Below are 18,870 nucleotides of genomic sequence, written 5' to 3' on the forward strand. Positions count from 1 at the left end.
AAAACGCCCCTTTTATTCTATCCATGGCCGTGGCCGGGGTGAAAGTTTTTATGGCAAGGTTTCGTGTCGATTTATAAAATGTCGTCCGCTTGGCGGAGTTCAGATTCCCGCCGACTCAGCGTGCGCGGTGGCGGGCGGTCTTGGCGATCTCGCTTTCCGGGGCTGTTCCGCCGTCTTCGGCGGCCGGCGGCAAACCCAGCGATTGTGGGGAAAGCCATACAAAATCATCGGCATGGGCCGGAAGCCGGGTGCCAGATTCGGCGCCGTCGTTTTCGGTCTCGTCGGACTCGGCGTCGGTTTGACGTGTGGGCATGCCCGCAGCGTCGAAAAGAGGCTTGATCTGCGAAGGCGGGCGCTCGCCATAAGCCGAATCGCCGGAATTGATGGGTGCGATCGGCAGGGCGGGGAGTTCCGCTTCGTCGGTATTTCTCGATTCCGAAGTCGGCGAGATGGAAGAAAATGTCAAATCGCCCGAAATTCCGAAATCCTGAAGCGGACTCCGTCCTTGGAGATGTGCGGAATCGGCCGGCGGCTCGGCATTGCGCGGTGCCGGTGCAGACTCCGAGACAGTGCTTGCCGTGTTATCGGCAGAATCAACGCCGATAGCAGGATCAGCAGATGGATTTCCATGCGACGAAGCGTCATCCGCTGGATTGAGATCCAACGGATTGAAACCGACCGGGTCATAATGCCGCGGATGGCCTACGCCGAAAGGAAGTCTGTCTGACAAAGTCTAAAAGCCCTTCTTTTCGGTACCGGAGGAATCGACGTTTGTGGTGGGCATGCCCTCTATTTTAGCGCCAGGAGTTGCTCTAGGCGAGTCAGAAACCGTTGTTTCTTGCGACATATCGGGGTCTTCTGTTGGGGTCGCGGCCGATCCGTTCGAGCCGCTGGTTTCATCGTTCTGCGGCACGTCCGGTTCGTCGGGCACACCGAAATTATCGGGGATGCCGGCGTCTTCGATTTCCTCCGTCCGTGCGAAGTTGTGATCGGACGAGGCGGTGCTGGGTTGGGTGCCGTTGATGATTTGGCAGAAGCTGTCGTCGTTGCGCGGGCTGCTTTGGGCGGTCCGCTTGGTGGCGTTTTGATTGACGTTACCGTCGACGTTAGTGTTGCCGTTGCCGGTAACCTTGCCGTTACTATTCCCTCGACCAGCGGTGTCGGGGCCGCTGGGAAGTTTGATACCGAATTTGCCGGCCAATGATCGGGCGATCGGCATCAATTCGTGTGTACGAAGTACCCATAACGTACCCACATAAAGCAGGATGATGACAATGGCCAGCACGCAGCAGACGCCGACGGCCTGGAACCAGTTCATGTGTCCGCCGCGCACGCCCGAGCCTGGCTCGATATCCGCGTGGAACAGCGCGTAGACCGGGTAGCGCAGCAGCAGGCCGCCCACGATGGCGACCAGCGTGGCGATAATGCCTTTGGTATAGGTCGCGGTGATGCGCTTGCCGTCGATGTTGCCGTTGAAACGTTTGCGGATCATCACCAGCAACGTCGGGAACGAGAGGATATAGCCGACCGCGCTCGAGAACGCGAGCAACGAAGCCCAGTTCGAAGGCGAGATGAAGAGGCAGCCGACGAGCAGGATGGCGATTTGCATAATATTTTGTATTACAACAAACAGGAAGGGATGATAGCCGTCTTCAAAGCCGTAGAACGTGCGCTGGATGAGCAGGTAGGCCGAGGAAATCGGCAGACTCAGGGAAAGCAGGCTCATCGGCGCGGCCATGAGCACCGCTTCCTTGACGCTGACGCTGGGAAGCAAGGCCAGCGCGATCGGCGTGGGCATTACGACGAAGGCGACGGTGAAGAAGCACATCATCAGCCATACGTTGCGTAGGGATTCGCTCAGGTCGCCGCGCGCGGCGTCGATGTTGTGGTCGGCGATGGCTTGCGCGATTTTCGGGAAGACGGCCGTGGCCACGGACACCGCAATCAGCGAATACGGCAATATATAAATGGTGTATGCGTTCTGGTACGAGGCGTTGCCGGCGACGTCGAACTGGCTCAAGTGCTGCGCTGCGGCGGCTTTCCCGGGGATGCTGGTGAGCACACGGGTATTGACGATATTCGAGATCTGCCCGGCCACGACGATGCCGACGCTCCACGCTGCCACGGAACCCATCGAGCGCAGGCCGATACCGTGGATGCCCCAGCTCGGGCGGTAATGGATGCCGATGCGGAAGAGCGGAACGAACAGAATCAGCGCCTGGAAGGCGACGCCGAGCGTCCATGTTCCGGCGGTCAGCGCCATTTTGCCGGTGGTCCAGTAGCCGAGCGGTTGGTGGCTTGAGCGGCCGAACATCAGGATGAAAACGGTGAAACCGATGCAGCTGATGACATTGGCGCCCACCGAGCTCCACGCGTAAGTGCCGAAATGGTCTTTCGCCGCCAAAATCTGGCCGATGACCGTGTAAAGGCCATAGAAGAAAATCTGTGGGACGCACCAGAAGGTAAACGAGGTGGAAAGCGCCAGCATATCTGGCCCGGCATGGACGTAAAGGCGTACGAGCAGCGGGGTGAGCGCAGCCACCAGCGCGGTGACACCGGCGAGAAGGATGATGGCGAAGGTGATGAGCTTGTTGAGCCGGTCTTCGGCGTCCTTGGCCTTGAGCGTCCGTACGATTTGCGGGACGAGCACGGCGTTGAAGATGCCGCCGGAGACGAGCGTGAAGATGACCTGCGGGATGGTTGAGCCGGCCTGATAGGCGTTTGCGGCGAGACCGGTGGTGCCTAGGGCCGCCGCCAAAAGAATCGTGCGAACCTGACCGGTGACACGGCTCGCGGCCGTGCCCACGGCCATAACCATGGAATTATGACCTACAGAAGAACTCATTCGTCAGGATCTTTCTTACGGTTGAATTGGCGCCACAGGCCGAGCGCGCCGAGAACCAGCGCGATGGCAATGAAAATCATGCCGCTCATGTCACTCAAGCGCAAGGTGCTGGTGATCCGTGTCGACTGCGGGGTGGAGAACGGGTCTCCCCTGCGATCGGTGAGCGCGAGGTGAGCGGTGGCTGTGCCGGAAGTTGAAACGCGTACGTTGAAGGTGGTCTGGGCCTCGCTGCGGGCCGGGATGGAGAGGGTGACGAAACGTGTCGTAACGATTTCCATCGAATCCGAAAGTGACGAGATCTTGACCGTGACCGGGTAAGGGTGGTTGTTGCTCACCGTCACCGGCATTTTCGCGGACTCGCTTAAGACGGTGATGGATTCCGAAGGGGTGATTTTGATACCGTCCATCAGCTGGCTAGCCATGTTCTGGGCGCTTGCGCTCATACGTTTGGCCACGGCGTTGCTGCCGGAAAGCGCATGCAGGGCGATGGAATTTTGAAGGGAGGAGATGGTGGCGATCCAGTCGTAACCGTTCTTCGAGCGTTTCGCCGTGGCGTCCGCGTCTTGGCGGGCAAGGGATTGTGCGTCGCCGGTGTCTACCTTGCCGTTGTTGCCGTTGGCTGCGTTGCCGTCGTTGGCATTTGAAGAGGACGAAGCATTTCCGGAATTGTTTGTATTACTTGATTTGTCGGAACTGCCGGTTTTGGAGGCATCGCCGGACTGGCCTGAAGTGCCGTCTGAATTCGTGCTCGTGCCTGCTCCCGAACCTGTCTCAGACCCTGATTTGGCGGTTGGCGAGCCGTTTTTCCCGCCTTGCGTCTTGGAATTCCCGTAATTATCCGAATCGCCCGACGTTCCTGATGTTCCTGATGCTCCCGACGTTCCGGCGGACGATGAAGACGAATTGGCCGAAGCCGAGGACTCATCGAGAATGGAGGTGTTGAATCGGTCGATGTCGTTTTTGCTTGTGGCGAGCGTGGCAAGCGTTTTCCGGATATTCTGCAAGGTGGAAGCGTGGATATTGGACGAGCCGGGCACCAGAGCATTGGCCTTTTCCCCGGAAAGATAGGGTTTGGCCTGGTCGAGCTCGCTCATATTGCTTAACTTGAGCCACGGCGCTTGCTCTACCGTCTGCATCAGGGTATCTGCATCCTGCGCGTTGCTTTCGGAATTCGCGGTGGCGGTGTCGAAGCAGACCAGCAGGTTGCGCGTGGCGTAAGGGCTTTCCATCTGGTAGAAGGCGCTTTGTGCCATGAAACGAGCAAGCCGACCGGCCGCGCTCGATTCTCCGTCCACGGTTTTGTCGGTCGGTTTGCCTTGCGCGAGCCGGCTGAGCTCATCCTGCCCGGTGAGCACGGTGACGTCACCGGTGGAAGTGCGCACGATATATTTGCCGGTGCGGATGGTGGAGTTTGTATTATTGTCGCCGGCCTCCGTTGCGTCGGGTGCGATAACGGTGGAATATCCCTGCGCTTTGGCCGTTTCCAGCGAGGCCATCGTCCACTGCCCGCGCCCCGGCCAAGCGTAAGCCGGAGCATTGGCGTTGCTGTCGCCGAGAGCGTCGCGGTATTGCTTGAGTCCCGTTTCCGCGTTCCAGTCTTTGGCTGCGATTCCTGCTTTTTCGTAGGCGCTGCTGTCGTTGATAGCGGAATACGCAGTGATATCGAAACCGCCCGACTGCATGATTCCGCTGGATTTCGGCGGCACGGAAAGGCTTTGCTCCAGTGTCGGATCGACGATCACCTGCAGACCGGGATGCTTGTTGACCAGCTGCTCGACAGTCTGCGAAAGCTTGTGTGTATTGACGATTTTGGCGGTGTCACCCTCCCCCGCGGTCATGAACTGCGTCAGTTTTTCGCCGTCGACCTGCCAGCCGTCACTCGTGAGCGGCATGGCGACGGTGATATTCATTGGGGGCGTTCCGGCCGTTTTGAGGCCGTCGCTGGAACGGGTGAGGAATGTATGGGTGGTGTTGAGATAGGTGTTCTGCGATTTTGAAGAGGCGTTGCCGTTGCCCGTCGAATCCCGGACAAACGAATAGTCAACGCGTACGGGCTTCGGCCCCCACGAAAGCATGTTTTTCAGGCTCGGCTGATCGGGGTTCGCGTCGATGGTGATATCGGTTTTCTCGCCTTTTGCGATTGTCGGGACGTTGACCTGCCCGATCTGGTTGGGCACTTGGATTCGCGAATTCCCCTGCGCCCATTGCTGCAGATCCGAGCGCGAAGCGAAGGTGTAATAATCGTTGACGGCCACGGTGAGGGTGCCTGCAGGCAGCGCATCGCTACCCGTGTTTTTGATGGCCACGCTCAGGTGATAGCCGGAATTCGACGTGACCACGGGCGTCGACGCGGCAATCGTCACCTCTGCGTCCTTTTCCGTACTTTCGGTGTCGGAATCGGTGGAAGCCGAGTTGTCTTGAGTGTTGCTGCTGTTGCCAGTGCTGTTTTGTGTTGAACGTCTTGAGGAAGACGAGGAATTATTGGACGAGCGCGGCGTCGTGGTTGTCTGCTGGTTCGGTGTTTGCGTTTTGGAAGTTCCGTTTTGCTGGGACGGCGCAGGTTGGACCGGCGTAGTTGGTTTTGCTTGTTCCGGATTTGTATTACCGTTCGGCTCGGAAGGTGAGGTCGGGGTTTGTGGCGTACTGGATCCACCCGGCTCCGTTGTGCCGCTGGAAGGTGGATTGGTTTCCGCCGGATCTGCGGCGAACGCGGTATTCGGCGACAATATAAGGGCGGACGCACAGAGCAGTGCTATGACGGACGAAACAATCGCCGAAATCCGGGTGCGGATCAGCGATTGCTTGTGGTGCGCATTTGCGCGGGTGACGCAGGGGTGCGAGTGTTTCAACCTTCTGCCTGCCTGTTCAGTTTCTTGGCATAAAGCCACGCGATTTTACGTTCGTTAGGATAGCTCAGCACTCGGTCAAGATCGTCGAAATCCACCCAAATGGCATCTTCTGCCTCGTGGTCCGGATCGCCTTCCACCGTCAGCGTTCCCCCGACTTGCCTCAACGCGAAGTGGTGAACCAATTTGTGGACGCGCTCGGCCTGGCCGGTGAACCAATAATCGATGGTGGCGATGGAATCCACGACCTCGCCCAATATCCCCGTCTCTTCGTGCACCTCGCGCACGGCGGTCTCTTCCGGCGTCTCCCCTTTTTCGATATGACCTTTCGGCAGGCACCATTCAAGGTGGCCGCTGCGCGAATGTCGTGCGATGAGCGCGACGCGGTTGTGGGAATCGAAAATCAAGCCGCCGGCTGAATATTCGCGGGCCACGGGTAGTTCCTGGGCGTCGAGTGTGGCGAATTTCATCGGTCCGTGGCCGTTGCGGTGGTGCGGCATCATCTTCGGCGTTGGTGCTCCGTCCGGTTCGATGAAGCGCACGATATGCCCCTCGGACTCGGAGGTATAGAGCAATTTGTCTTCCCTGCCCTCGTTTTGGGCGTGGTCGCCCGAGGCGTTGGCCATCATGCGGGCCAAGTCTGCGGGCGTAATCATACCTCCAGCTTACTCAGAAGGATGTGCAGGTAGGGTAACGGAATGCTTTTCGCAGTGATACAGCCGTGCTAAGTCTGCTGGCGATTCTTGGCGGAAGCGTTGCCAATGCCATAAATAACAGAAATAAGCTGTGCAATTATGCTGGATTTGCGGCCTAGCAAAGCATGGAACTTCGTTTAATTCTTAAGATGATCTCCCTACTATATGTATTACATTATTGTAAATAAGCAATCACAGAATATCAACGAATCATATTTTCGACTATCGTGCATCTGTAGCACTGAACCATTTTTATGGCAGTCTCTTGCTTCCCTGCTGTGATTGCCATGCATATAAAATATAAAATGGCGTATTTTCAACGAATCGTATATTAATGAATAGCTGTTGGACAGCGCGGAAACTGTGGTGGTGTTTTTGAAGCCTTTACTGCTATGAATTGCTGAGGACACGGCTGAATTTTCGATTCTTATGTGTGCGTGCAATGGTGACGGTATGCTGGAAAGCGCGTGAAATTCGAACGTTGGAGGCAAATCGTGGAGTTTGAGGTGTGGCCTGAGGCCATTGAGCTGGGGCACATGTTCGCCGATCAGGGATACGAGCTTTCGCTGGTGGGCGGGCCCGTGCGCGACCTGCTGCTGCACCGCAAAAGCCATGACCTCGATTTCTGCTCCTCCGCGCGTCCTGAGCAGTTCGAGCCGATTCTGAAGCGTTTCGGCCACGACGGTTTCTGGGACATGGGCCGTAAATTCGGCACGTTGGGTGCGATGCGGCGGCGCAAGGACGGCACTGAAGTCAAGGTCGAAGTCACCACGTACCGTTCCGATAAATACGACCCCGATTCCCGTAAGCCTGAAGTGAGCTACGGCGACTCGCTGGAAGGCGACCTTTCCCGGCGCGATTTCACCGTCAATGCAATGGCGTTGCGCGTGCCTGATCTTGAATTCGTCGACCCGTTCGGCGGGGCCAGCGACTTGGCCAAAGGCATTTTGCGCACGCCGGTCGATCCGCGGCAATCCTTCGAGGACGACCCACTGCGCATGATGCGCGCGGTGCGTTTCGTCGCCCAGCTTGGTTTCCGCATCGAGCCGGACACCGCCGAAGCTATCACCGATATGGTCGACCGCATTTCCATCGTTTCCGCCGAGCGCGTGCGTGACGAGATCACCAAGCTGCTGCTTTCCGAGCGTCCGCACGAGGGCATTGAGGCGCTGGTCGATTCAGGCTTGGCCGATATTGTATTACCTGAGATTCCGGCGTTGAAGCTGGAGATTGACGAGCATCACCGTCACAAGGACGTTTTCGAGCACACGCTGATGGTGCTCGACCGTGCGATTGCGCTGGAAACCGGCCCCGACGGCCCAGTGCCGGCGCCCGATCTGACCTTGCGCTTGGCCGCGTTGCTGCACGACATCGGCAAGCCCGCGACCCGTCGCTTCGAGCCGCACGGCAAGGTGAGTTTCCATCATCACGACGCAGTGGGTGCCAAAATGGTGCGCAAGCGTCTGAAAGCACTGCGTTTCGATCACCATATCATCTCCGACGTCAGCGAACTGGTGAACCTGCATCTGCGCTTCCACGGTTACGTCGACGAGCCTTGGACGGACTCGGCCGTGCGTCGGTATGTCAAGGATTCCGGACACTTGTATGAACGCCTAAATCGTCTGACCCGCGCCGATGCCACAACGCAGAACAAGCGCAAGGCGCTGATGTTCTCGGATGCGATGGACGAGCTGGAGGCACGCGTCAAGGAGCTCAAGGAGCAGGAGGACTTCGACGCGATTCGCCCTGACCTCAACGGCAACGAAATCATCGAAATCCTTGGTATCAAGCCCGGCCCGGAAGTCGGCCGCGCCTACAAGCACATGCTCGATTACCGCTTGGACCACGGCCCTGCCGACCATGACACCGCCGTCACAGAGCTCAAGCGTTGGGCTGCCGAAGTTGGGCTCGGTGCCGAATAGTTACAGAGAAAACTTCGCCGTGCTGCCAACCGGAGGCAGTGAACCGTATAAGTTGGCGAAGTCGGCTATCACTGCTTGGGCTGGCGGAAGTCTGCGGGAAGCTTGCTGGCATCGACCTTATTCGGTGGGGTGCAGCCTTGGATGTTCTTGATTTCCGTGCCGGCGGCGGGCACTGATTCTTTTTTCGTCAGATCGGTGAACGTCGAGCCGATGACCACGCTCACGACCCCGTCTTGCCGCTGGTCCATCACCATTTTTGCGTCGGTGAAATTACTGTAGACCGTGTAGGCCTGCCACATATTGTTTTTCCCGTAGTAGATGGTGGTCCGTTCCACTTTTCGCGAACTGAAATCACCCACGCTGGACACGTTGAAATGGCGGATTTGCAACGCATCGCCGACCGCCTTGGCGAGGCCGACTGCCTTGGTCCCGTTGAGCACGTTGACCTCTATGCTGCCGTTCTGCTGATACGTGGCCGGGCTTTTATCGGGGTCGTTGGTCGCGCAGACCAGAGGCGCACCGAAATTGGTCTGCGCCTGGGGCACCCCGGCATTGCTTTTGCCGATGGTGTGGAAGAAAACGAAGAACGAGACTATCAGCGCGACGACGAGGACGACCGCAATCGTTGAAAACACGCGCACCTGACGGTGATGCACATACTCCTTGCGCGCCTGGCGTTCATCGCTAAATTGCTGCATTGTTCGTTCCTGTCAACCCGTGCCTGCGCCGTTTCTTTGCAAACGGGTGAAGCTCACTCGGTGTGTCAAAGATTTGGCGAAATATCGACGTTTTCACTTTACCGTGAGAGTGTGACGCGTGTTCGACGCCAGCTGCAAAGATCGTTCCTTATATATTGTAGTAAAATATATTGTAGTAAAAATGGTCGGATTGTATTGACTTTTGGGTGACAAAAACAAGGAATGTCAGTTTTCAACCGCCGCGGCCAAGGCAACGAATTCGTCGATGGTCAGGGTCTCGCCGCGTCTGGTCGGGTCGATGTCGGCTTTTGTGAACGCTTCGGCCGGTACCAGCTTTTTCAGTGCTGCGTGCAGAGTCTTGCGGCGTTGACCGAAAGCCGCGTCGATAAGCTGGAACACCTTCTCGCGGTTGGCTTTCGATGCTATTCCGATTCTTTCGTCTTCGTTATAGCGTGTAAACGAAACGAGCGCGGAATCGACGTTCGGTGCGGGCCAGAAGACGTTGCGGCCGACGAGTCCCACCCGCTCGGCCTGCCCGTACCACGCCAGCTTCACGCTCGGGGTGCCATAGATCTTCGAGCCGGGTTTGGCCGCGAGCCGGTCGGCCACTTCCTTCTGTACCATGACGAGGAAATGGTCAAGGTTTTCGAATCGTTCCAGCAGCGTCAGCAATATCGGCGTCGCCACGTTATAAGGCAAATTGGAGACGAGGGTGAAGGGCCCATTGTTCGGCGCAAATTCAGGCAGCGTCTCGGGACTCAGGCTCATTGCGTCGGCGGTGACGACGGTAAGCCGGTCGGCCGCTTCCGGCATAAATTCGGCGACAGTTTCCGGCAGCCTTGCCGCCAACGCCGGGTCGATTTCCACGGCGGTGACGGCAGCTCCGGTTTCCAGCAAAGCCAACGTAAGCGAGCCCAAACCCGGCCCGACTTCGAGTACTTTGGTATCAGCCGTCACTCCGGCTTCGCGCACAATACGCCGCACGGTGCCGGGATCGATCACAAAGTTCTGTCCGAATTTCTTGGTCGGACTGATGCCGGCGTCTGCGGCAATTCGCCGGATATCCCCAGCCCCCAACAGGTGGCCAACATTGTCCGCGCTATCGTGGTCTGTCATATGCTCACTCATGCTTTCAACATACCCTCAGCTCAAGAATCGGAAATTTTCATAGTCAAGTAACTTGTTGGAGACAACTGAGATGGTGCGGGGTTTCATTTCTCCTGAAAGGTCAGTGCTTTTAACAGAAAAGTTTCCGTCACACTCGAAATTTGATGGTCAGCTATATCAAAGTTTCAGGTATAACCGATACTTCCCATCATGAATATGAAAGTGTCAGGTATAACTGACACTTTCATATTCAGGAAGACGAAGATTCACCAGTTAAATCAAGAACCTGAGTTCGTGAGGGCTGGTGATACCGCGAAGCTTATATCAGTAGTTGCCGGTTTGCTGCCAGTGGTTCCAAGCGCCTGTCGGGCTGCCATACCTGCTGTGGATATAGCTCAAGCCCCAATCGATTTGGGTGGCGGAGTTGTCCAGCCAATCGCTGCCGAATGTCGCCATTTTGCTGCCTGGATACGACTGGGGAATGCCATAGGCATTGTTGTACGGATCGTTACGGCCGTTATTGTAATACTGCGCGTTCCATCTCCAGCCGGATTCTTTGTTCCACATGTTGATGAGTGGCTGGCAATCTCCCTGGCCCCAACCCCATCCACTGTGCTGCATCACCATCGCGCAGGCATAGGTCTGCGCCACCGTTCCGGAAGCGTGCCACAAGCCGCCATGGCTGGGCGTCGAAGGCGCGGGGGCCGGAGCTGGTGCAGGGCTTGGTGCCGGTGCCGGTTGCGAGGGCTTGCTCGGTTGCTGAGGCTGCTGAGCCGGTGCGGAGGGTGTGCTTGGTTGGCTCGGTTGACTGGGTTGCTGTGACGGAGTCGAAGGGGCTGGTGTGGACGGAGTCGAATTGTTATTCGAGTTATTGTCTTTGCTGGAATCGTTGTTGTTTGAGCCGTTGTCTTTATCTGTTCCAGTGCCATTGTCGTTACCGGTTGAAGGCGCGGGAGCAGCGGGTGCGGCAGGGCCAACAGCCACGACTTGGTCGAGGGCTACCTGCGTGACGGTTTCAGACTTGAGCGTGGAGCTTTCGGCCTGGCCGTCGACGTAAGTGACGTCGTAAAGTTGCTGTTTGTTGCCATTTTGGCCAGCCTGACGGATTTCGGTCTGGCCGGGTTGCAGGCTCGAATCGACCACGGTACGTGTGGAGAAAGGCAGAGCGACGTCTCTTGTCTCCTCGCCGTGGGTGACGCGCTGGACGCGCAGAATGGTCTGCCCGTTTTCCTCGCTGACGCTCACGCGGTCATCTTTGCCGATCGTGATGTTTTTGGAGTCCAAAATTGAGGCGGCCGTGAGCTTGCCGTTGGGCGCGATGGAGGTCTTGCCGTCGGCGATTACCGTCACCGGGCCGGCCTTGTTGATCACGAACCCGCCGGTGAGCTGATTGTAGACGTTGCCGACATCGACCGACACCTTTGCGGCGTTCTGGTCATTGGCCTTGAAGAATCCGAGCAGCTGGTCTGCGCTGGTGGCGTAGGTCCAGAAAGGCACGTCCTGGCCTTCGATGTTGATGGTGGTCTGGTAGGCGCTGCGCACGGTGACCACGTCGTGATTGGTCAGGCCCGCCTTTTCGTTGGTGGAGTCGATAAAATCGTGGGACTTGGTCTTGACCCCTTGCGATTCAAGGAATCTGGGGACGGAGGCGGAATAGGTGGCGACATTTTTTGTTTCGCCGTTGACCGTCAGGGCCACCGTTTTGCGCGCGGTGATGGCGAAGAAGATGATGCTGGCGAGCAGCACCACCCCGACGCAAACCGCCACGCGAATCCTGCGCAAAGTGACGAACCGCCGTGGTGTCCATCGACGTGCCATGCGAACCCCCTGAAGTCATTTTCCGAGCATGACGCGTATCGCTGCGCATGCTCTCGCCTTATCTAGTCTACAGTCTATCGGTTTCACTGTGAGGGCTTCAATACGCATCCGGCTTATGAGGTCAAGGTTTTGCAAAGAAAGCGCGGAAAGCGTGACGAAAGGTGGCATATATAGCAACGAATGTAACGGAAAAGCCCTTTAAAGAGGGGAAAAGGGGCGGGAGAGAAGGGGATATTCCCGCCCCTAAAGGGCGAAGCAAATTGGGGGAAGTTTCGCCCTTGGACGCTGCCCTCATATGGAAGAGGAACAACGCTTACTTACTCGAGCACGAGTAATACCGCCGGCACCTCCTTCACGCCGGAATCGTTGTGGACGTAAGGTTTACGAACCGCCACAACGCACGCAACCCACTCTCGTGGGCCTTACAACAAATTCATTACTGCTTCAATCGAAGCGCGCTGCCCGTCTCTACCGTGGGCAACTACAACTATCAACAACTCTTGTCTGTCACCGCAACATCGCACCGGTGAGCCTCCTGTCGGGATCGAACCGACGACCTGCCGCTTACAAGGCGGCCGCTCTGGCCATCTGAGCTAAGGAGGCGTTGGTTTCAATCGTATCCGACAAAACCAGACAGACCAATACTCTAACAGGAAGGCTCGATTACTGAGATGTGCCTGCGTGGTATTGAGCGACGTGAAATCGTGTTGATATTTTGTGTAATCCAAACGCTTTGTAATGAAAGTCGCTTAAAACGAAATATATATACATCGATTCAAAACATAAAACGTTTCAATACAACTTCGTTGATTCTCTGTAGAATATATCGGAAGGCAATAATTGTTGATATTAATAGATTCTCGACCCTTGCTGCCGTTTTACGTCATATAAAACGAAGTTGCGTTTTGCGCAAAACGCCTTCGCTAGACGAGAGAGAATTCGTCGAGTTTTGACTCGTGTTATATTGTAAGAATGCTGCTTCTTGCACAGCTTGATTGGCGTTGCGCTTTTTCGGCATAGGCCACATAGTTTGTTAGGGGGTAGGAATGGTAGGACATAAACGGCCGGTATCCCTCAAAGATCCGGCGAATAGACAACGTTGCTAGCGCAAAGGGTATAGAGGACGGAGTATGGCTCGGCATACACGCAATGACTACGAACAGGCGGCAACTGCTACCTCCTGGTATGGTGGTGTGGACGCCGGCGATTTGTTGATTCAGACGCGTCGGGCGCAGGAAGCCAAAGAACGCAAGCAACGTCGTATTATTGGATCCATCGCTTTCTTCATCGTCGTGATTTTCGTGGCCGTTATCGGATTGGTCAGTTACCGGTCCATCGCCAAGCGCAATGCAGCGCAAAATATTACCGAAGAGCAGGCATATGTCGCGTTGCAAAATGTAAAGGTGAAGCCCAAGTTTACCAACGACAAGGGCGGCATTCTTTTTTCGAAAGCCGGATACGGCATGAAGCAGAACGATGCCCCGACCGTGGAAATCTACACCGACCCGATGTGCCCGGGATGCGCGGTCCTTCATCAGCAGATGGACGCGACGTTTCGTGCGCTGCTCGATGCCGGCCAGGTGAATTTTGAAATCCATCCGGTGACGTTCCTCGACAACATGTCGACCGACCATTATTCGTCACGCGCGGATAACGGCGTCGCCTATATTGCATCGAACGACCCTAATCCCGACCATCTTCTCGACTTTCTCACCAACATCCATGCCGACAGCTTCCAGCCCGGAGAGGCTTCCAACTACAAGTCGGTGAGTAACGAGCAACTGCGGCAGCAGGCCATGGCGTCCGGTGTTCCCGCGGACATAGCCGCCAAAGCGTTCGGCGGCGAATACAACCCCTGGCTTTCGGCTGCCGCACAATACACGTTGCGCCGTCCGGAGCTCAAGGATGTCGCAGGCCAGTTCAAAGGCAAGCTCACCACCCCCGTCGTGGTCATTAACGGCAAAATGTTAGATATTTCCGGGATTTCCGATATTGGCCTCACCTACAAGGTGGCCATCCTGCAGTCCATAGGCCTTTCCAACGAGGATGTCGGGAGGGTTGGCAAGCAGCCGGCCATCGGCAGTAACGGCAATCCCACATTCCCCAAGACTCAGCCGTCTGCGTGAGTCCAGCGCATCAACAAAACAAAAACCGGCGGCAGATCGCGCACGAACGCGTGAATCTGCCGCCGGTCTTGAAGCTCGTAATCAGCTTGTCAGTTTAAGGGTTCGGGAGCTCCGGTGCCGATCTTCGGCCGGACCCCTTCCTCGCCGACCTGCGATTCCTTGATGCCAAGCTGCTTGAGCAAAGCCTGCTTCTGGGTGATGCCCAGTTGCGAAATCTCAGACATGTCCATGAGCTTGCCGTTGATGGTGACGGCCGGGGTGCTCATCTGCCCGGAACTGTTGAGCAGGTCCTTGCGCCGAACCGTGTAGTCGTAGGATGCCTTGAGCCACTTGTTGTAGGTGCCGTCGAACGCCTTGCTCATCACGTCTCGGGAAACTCCGGCGGAGATGGCCTGGGCCCGGATCTGGGCGTTGCTGGTCGGCTTGTATTCAGGACCTTCGCCAGGCTGGTAGCCTTCCTTGTAAAGGTTGCTGACGAAATCAAGCAGGTGCTGGGCGTCCGGATCGTGGCTGGAGACGTAAAGCAGGGCTCCGGCGGCGCGGGTGGAGTACTGGTCGGTCGAATCCGCATCGAGGAAGTTCATGGGATGGTAGACCAGATTGATTTGGCCGGAGTTCACCAATTTATCGAGGTCGGTGTCAATCTGACGGTGCAGCGAACCGCAGCCAGGGCAAAGCGGATCCATATAGATCTCGACGGTCGGCACTTTGGCGATTTTCTTGTTGTAGCCGTCCTTGGAAATCAGAATGCCGCCCTTGTCGTCGGCGTACTTCGGTTTGGTCTTCACTTTTTGCAGGGCGGAGTACGAAGCGTCGGCGGTGACTTTGTTCGCTTCGTTCTTCTTGTGGATCGAACGGAGGCTGATGACGGCGATAACGGCGACAAGAATGATGATGACGGCCACAACTATGGCGCCGATGATGGTCTGCTGCTTGCGTTCCTTGGCGGCGGCCTCTGCGAGCGCTTTCTGCCGTGCTTCTTCCTCGGCCTGGCGTCTGGCTCTCGTCTGGCGTTTTTGCGCTTTTTTATTGCCCTGTTGTGCCATGTGTCCTTCTTTATGATTGCAAAATAGTGTTAACTGCCGGTTGATTTCCTGTTAAAACAGGTAAAACAACCAGTGTGCTCAAAATGGACTTAGTGCTCTCTTATTTTGCACGTATGGGTGGATGAAATAGCCCAGCGGCGAACATGGATTGCATTTTGCGACCGATGCGGATTCTGGCCGTACGTTCGGATTGCGCGATCACAATTGAGGGGTGGGTAGAGGGACCCAGTTGATCTGATGGTTGCTGAGGGCCAACGTGAGCGCCGCAAGCGACAGTATCAGCCAAATCGCCAAAAGTACCCAGTGCCCAGCCGAGTGACGTTTGGAAGACCCACTGCCATTCATGTCTGCTTCAGCGTTGATATCGCTGGCATCGTTTTCATACCTTGATAAATTATATCCGTATTTGTTGGAAGTCGGGGTTGAAGGAAGGGGTTGAGGCTCTGCCTGTATCGTATTGTCCGGTTTGGGGTAGGAGGATCCGCGCAGGCGGCCGGCACCGATGCGCAGCAACGTGGCCTTCGGACCGAAAACGGTGACCAGCCAGGCGGCGGCCATGAATACCGCCAGCGATGCGCTCGAATAGGACAGTGAAAGGTCCGCAGGCAAGGGGAATGGGATGTGCCAGGGACCGATCGACAACGCAACCATGTGGGTGGGAAGTCCTGAAACCAGATTGACGATCACTGGGCCCACGCCGGCGATGACGATGAGGATCAGCGCTCGCGGAATAGTGAAAAGCAGGGCCTCAAGGATATGCCAGGGCAAACTGACCGTACGTAACGCGGTGTCCCCGCCTTTGCGAATGCCGCCGCGGCGACCTTCGCGCTCAAGTTGGCCCTCTTCGCTGTAGCCTAGCGTTAGGAGGAACCAAAGCAGGATTGCAGCGCAGCAAATCGAAATCATTGGCATGCTTGCCGAAAGCAGCGCGAGCGGAATTGCCAGAAGCCATAGCGTCAGGATCGAGCGCGAGAGAAGTTTGCCACGCCTGATATCTGCCGGGTTCACTGCCGGTTCGGATTCAAGCGATTGAATCACGGGTTGGGCTGAAGCCGACTGGGGCATATAACCAGGTTGCGCGTTCGGCTGACCGTATATATATGGTGTCGGGTACTGTGCGCCAGGGACTTGTTGCTGGCCCGGAGCCAGTGGGGCGATTGCCATAGGTACGGTTCCTGCTCCCGTCTGTTCAACGTCCTGCGGGCTCGCAGAGCTCAGAGGCGACGTCGGCTCCAGGCTTCGCGTCATTTCTGTGCTCAGTGGCATTGTCCCGGTGGACGGGACGAGCGGTATCGTTGCGGCAGCGTCACCGTTTCTTTTATTGTCTCCTTGTGGCATCGCTCGCGTGGAACCGCGTATTTGCCGGCTTTGCGGGGCCATTGGCTTTGTTCCGACATTATTGACATCGCGTTCAGAAGTATCATTCTCTGATACCGCCGGTGATAGGGGAATGTCATCGGTCCAATTGGTTCGGGGATTGCTTGTCGTCGGACTCCCCGAATCCGGGTCAGAATCAGGCCGAGGCGTTTGGCCAAAAGGGGGCACCACCCCGCCAGAGCCGTTGGCGTTGTTGCCGGTCACGTTTTCGTCCTCATCATCCAGCTCGCCGTTTTCGAAGGGGTTGAGGGCGTCGAGCGTGATGGCTTGCAGCAATTGGTCGGGGTTGCAGCGTTTGGCGGGGTCCGGGTCAAGCGCACCGCGCAAGGCGTTAAGCGTATTGGGCGGAAGGCCGGCGAGATTTGCGTTGCCACTCGCCTCGCGCTCGAGCACGGCCATCATCGGTTTGCTGCCGAAAACCGGCCGGCCGGTGGCTGCGAAGGCGATGACGCTGGCGAGCGACCACCAGTCGGTGGCCTCGTTGCTTTCCGCGCCGTCGATGATTTCGGGGGCGATGAAGCCTGGCGTGCCCATCACCAAGCCGGTGCGCGTGACATGGCTTTCGCCGGCGGTCATCGCGATGCCGAAGTCCACCAGTACCGGGCCGGAAGCCGAAATCATGACGTTGGTGGGTTTGATGTCGCGGTGGATAATGCCTTGGGCGTGCACCGCGCGAACCGCGTCGATAAGCTTTGCGGCGAGGCGTTGTAAATCGTTGCCGACGTACCGACCGTTCGCCGCCACGTCATCGCGCAGGTTCTTGCCTTCGATCAGCTCCGTAACGATGAAGGCGAGCGAATCGTCGAGTTCCATGTCGACGATGGCGCAGACTCCGGGGTGATGTACCTTGCGCATAGCCACCGCCTCGCGCCGCATGCGCTCGCGGGCCGTGACGTGCGGGTCGTGGCTGTGGTGATGGCGCGTCGAGTCGCCGTTGCCATTGGCAGTGGTGTTGCCGTAATCATCGGATGCATTGTTGTCTGAAATACCGCTGTTTTGGTAATCCTGACTATCGGTTTCGTCGTCGTCCTTGAGCGAATCCCGCAGGATTTTCATTGCATAGATTTGCCCGCCGTCGTCCCGTACGCGCCAGACCGAACCCATCGCGCCGCCACCCAGCCGCGAGATCAGTGTATATCCGCCGACAATCTCCCCGGGTTGTAAATCCAACGCGTTCAAGTCGCTCATACTTCAATACTACTTTGGGGCATGGCACGTTGCCGGTTGGTTGCCGCATCGTCCCTGGCCCGGCCCATATGGGCACTTTCTCGACGGTGGCGTAAGCCCGTTATGCCGCTTTTTTGCCGGCGTCGTAATATTTCAGGCTTCCGATGTCGCCAACTAGTGTGAACTTGCCGTTTTTGTAGGTGAGTTCGGTGACCGAATCATTTTTCAGCGGCCCTGCGTTGTTGGGAATTTTTTGCGCTTCCAGGAACAGGCTGATTGACATTCCGGAACTCACCACGAGGATGTTGCCGCCTTTGTCGCCCTGCTTCTTGGCGATTTGGGTCAGGGCTTCGCTCATTCTGTTTTCAACGGTTTCGGGCTTTTCGGCGCGCAATTCCGTCGGCAGGTCGGTTTTGAGGCTGTTGGCCTGGTCAAGTTCGTAGTATCCTTCCTGCATCTTGCTCATCAACTGGCTTCCGGAGCCTTTCATGAAGTCTTGGGCGTTCGCGTAGCCGAAATGCTGGGCTATTGCAGGTATGGCCTCGTCTGTGTCCGGTACCCCCTCGTAACTGCCGTAGTTGCACTCCCTTAAACGCGGGTCTATTTTCAGATTGACCTTGTTGTTGCCCGAGGCCTTCAGCGCGCCGTCGGCTGTCTTTTCCTGCCTGGTCAAATCGCCGGAATAGGCTGCTGCGAATTTCACGTCTTTCAGCCCCTTGCCCAAGTATTTGGCGCCATCGACGCCGTTTTGCGTCAGCGTGAAGTCGCTCCAACCTTGTGCGCGATGCATCACATTTGCCGCGGTCTCGCCGTGACGGACCAGGTAGATGGTGGTGGTTTGCGCGGCTGCATTCGTCTGGGCCGTATTATTTGCTTTCGTATCGGATCCGCATGCGCCGGCAAGGCAGATAAGCGCGATAGCCGCAGGCATGGCGATTGCTTTCGCTAGGACTTTGTTCATGATATCCCTTTCTCTTTGGGTTGCCCTGCGTGACTTCGTCGTAAACAGCACGGGCGGTGGGTGAATCCAGCGTGGAAGACTATCGTTCATGTGCTCTGCAATGATGGCAACACACACGTCCGGATTAAAGGAATATAGGTGCTCCGCTGTGACCTATTTGAATTATGATTATTCTAAAATGATATCATGTGATCGAAATAGAGCATTTTTGCGTGTCTATTTTATTTAAATAGGTAAATTGTCATATGTTTACAGGGCGTAG

At 56.7% G+C, this 18,870-nt stretch carries 12 protein-coding genes and 1 tRNA gene; 2 read left to right on the forward strand and 11 right to left on the reverse strand.

All coding sequences use genetic code 11. The annotated features are described in order from the left end of the window. Positions 1-115 precede the first annotated feature (115 nt). The 4 genes from PT279_RS00445 to PT279_RS00460 are packed head-to-tail and all read right to left on the reverse strand — an operon-like array spanning position 116 to position 6,347. Positions 116-730 (reverse strand): hypothetical protein, encoded by a 615-nt coding sequence (locus tag PT279_RS00445; protein ID WP_277164408.1) that lies wholly within the window; start codon positions 728-730, stop codon positions 116-118. Between the two features lie 3 nt (positions 731-733). Next, positions 734-2,845 carry a murein biosynthesis integral membrane protein MurJ gene (murJ, locus tag PT279_RS00450; RefSeq protein ID WP_277164410.1) on the reverse strand — a complete coding sequence of 704 codons (2,112 nt, stop codon included), beginning with the start codon at positions 2,843-2,845 and terminating at the stop codon, positions 734-736. After that, the gene (locus PT279_RS00455; protein ID WP_277164412.1) at positions 2,842-5,694 is read right to left on the reverse strand and encodes a DUF6049 family protein; all 2,853 of its coding nucleotides are present in this window, start codon (positions 5,692-5,694) and stop codon (positions 2,842-2,844) included. Before PT279_RS00455 ends, murJ begins: the two co-directional genes overlap by 4 nt. Next, positions 5,691-6,347 (reverse strand): NUDIX hydrolase, encoded by a 657-nt coding sequence (locus tag PT279_RS00460; protein WP_277164414.1) that lies wholly within the window; start codon positions 6,345-6,347, stop codon positions 5,691-5,693. Before PT279_RS00460 ends, PT279_RS00455 begins: the two co-directional genes overlap by 4 nt. 533 nt (positions 6,348-6,880) lie before the next feature. Between PT279_RS00460 and PT279_RS00465 the strand changes: the two genes are divergently transcribed. Continuing rightward, a complete protein-coding gene (locus tag PT279_RS00465; protein WP_277165176.1) occupies positions 6,881-8,308 on the forward strand; it encodes a CCA tRNA nucleotidyltransferase in 1,428 nt (475 codons plus the stop codon). Positions 8,309-8,376: 68 nt separating this feature from the next. On the opposite strand, the gene PT279_RS00470 is transcribed toward PT279_RS00465, so the two are convergent. The 4 genes from PT279_RS00470 to PT279_RS00485 form a co-directional block, all read right to left on the reverse strand. After that, complete coding sequence (locus PT279_RS00470; protein WP_277164416.1) at positions 8,377-9,006, reverse strand: LytR C-terminal domain-containing protein; 630 nt, start codon at positions 9,004-9,006, stop codon at positions 8,377-8,379. Between the two features lie 225 nt (positions 9,007-9,231). Continuing rightward, positions 9,232-10,122 (reverse strand): 16S rRNA (adenine(1518)-N(6)/adenine(1519)-N(6))-dimethyltransferase RsmA, encoded by an 891-nt coding sequence (rsmA, locus tag PT279_RS00475; RefSeq protein ID WP_277165178.1) that lies wholly within the window; start codon positions 10,120-10,122, stop codon positions 9,232-9,234. Positions 10,123-10,437: 315 nt separating this feature from the next. Further along, on the reverse strand, positions 10,438-11,931 hold the full coding sequence (locus PT279_RS00480) for a G5 domain-containing protein (protein ID WP_277164418.1): 1,494 nt from the start codon (positions 11,929-11,931) through the stop codon (positions 10,438-10,440). Between the two features lie 529 nt (positions 11,932-12,460). Next, positions 12,461-12,534: transfer RNA gene (locus PT279_RS00485), tRNA-Thr, on the reverse strand. A gap of 527 nt (positions 12,535-13,061) precedes the next feature. Here PT279_RS00485 and PT279_RS00490 point away from each other — a divergent pair. After that, positions 13,062-14,057, forward strand: coding sequence for a thioredoxin domain-containing protein (locus PT279_RS00490; protein WP_277164420.1), 996 nt, complete (start codon positions 13,062-13,064; stop codon positions 14,055-14,057). An 89-nt stretch (positions 14,058-14,146) separates the two neighbouring features. Here PT279_RS00490 and PT279_RS00495 read toward each other — a convergent pair whose 3' ends face one another. From PT279_RS00495 to PT279_RS00505, 3 genes are all read right to left on the reverse strand, one after another. Then, the gene (locus tag PT279_RS00495) at positions 14,147-15,103 is read right to left on the reverse strand and encodes a thioredoxin domain-containing protein (protein ID WP_277164421.1); all 957 of its coding nucleotides are present in this window, start codon (positions 15,101-15,103) and stop codon (positions 14,147-14,149) included. A 198-nt stretch (positions 15,104-15,301) separates the two neighbouring features. After that, positions 15,302-17,668: a serine/threonine protein kinase gene (locus PT279_RS00500; protein WP_277164423.1), complete on the reverse strand. Its 2,367-nt coding sequence runs from the start codon at positions 17,666-17,668 to the stop codon at positions 15,302-15,304. A 100-nt stretch (positions 17,669-17,768) separates the two neighbouring features. After that, positions 17,769-18,608 carry a histidine phosphatase family protein gene (locus PT279_RS00505; RefSeq protein WP_277164425.1) on the reverse strand — a complete coding sequence of 280 codons (840 nt, stop codon included), beginning with the start codon at positions 18,606-18,608 and terminating at the stop codon, positions 17,769-17,771. Positions 18,609-18,870 lie beyond the last annotated feature (262 nt).

This window comes from Bifidobacterium sp. ESL0784 (assembly GCF_029433295.1).
In the GTDB taxonomy this organism is placed as follows: Bacteria; Actinomycetota; Actinomycetes; order Actinomycetales; family Bifidobacteriaceae; genus Bifidobacterium.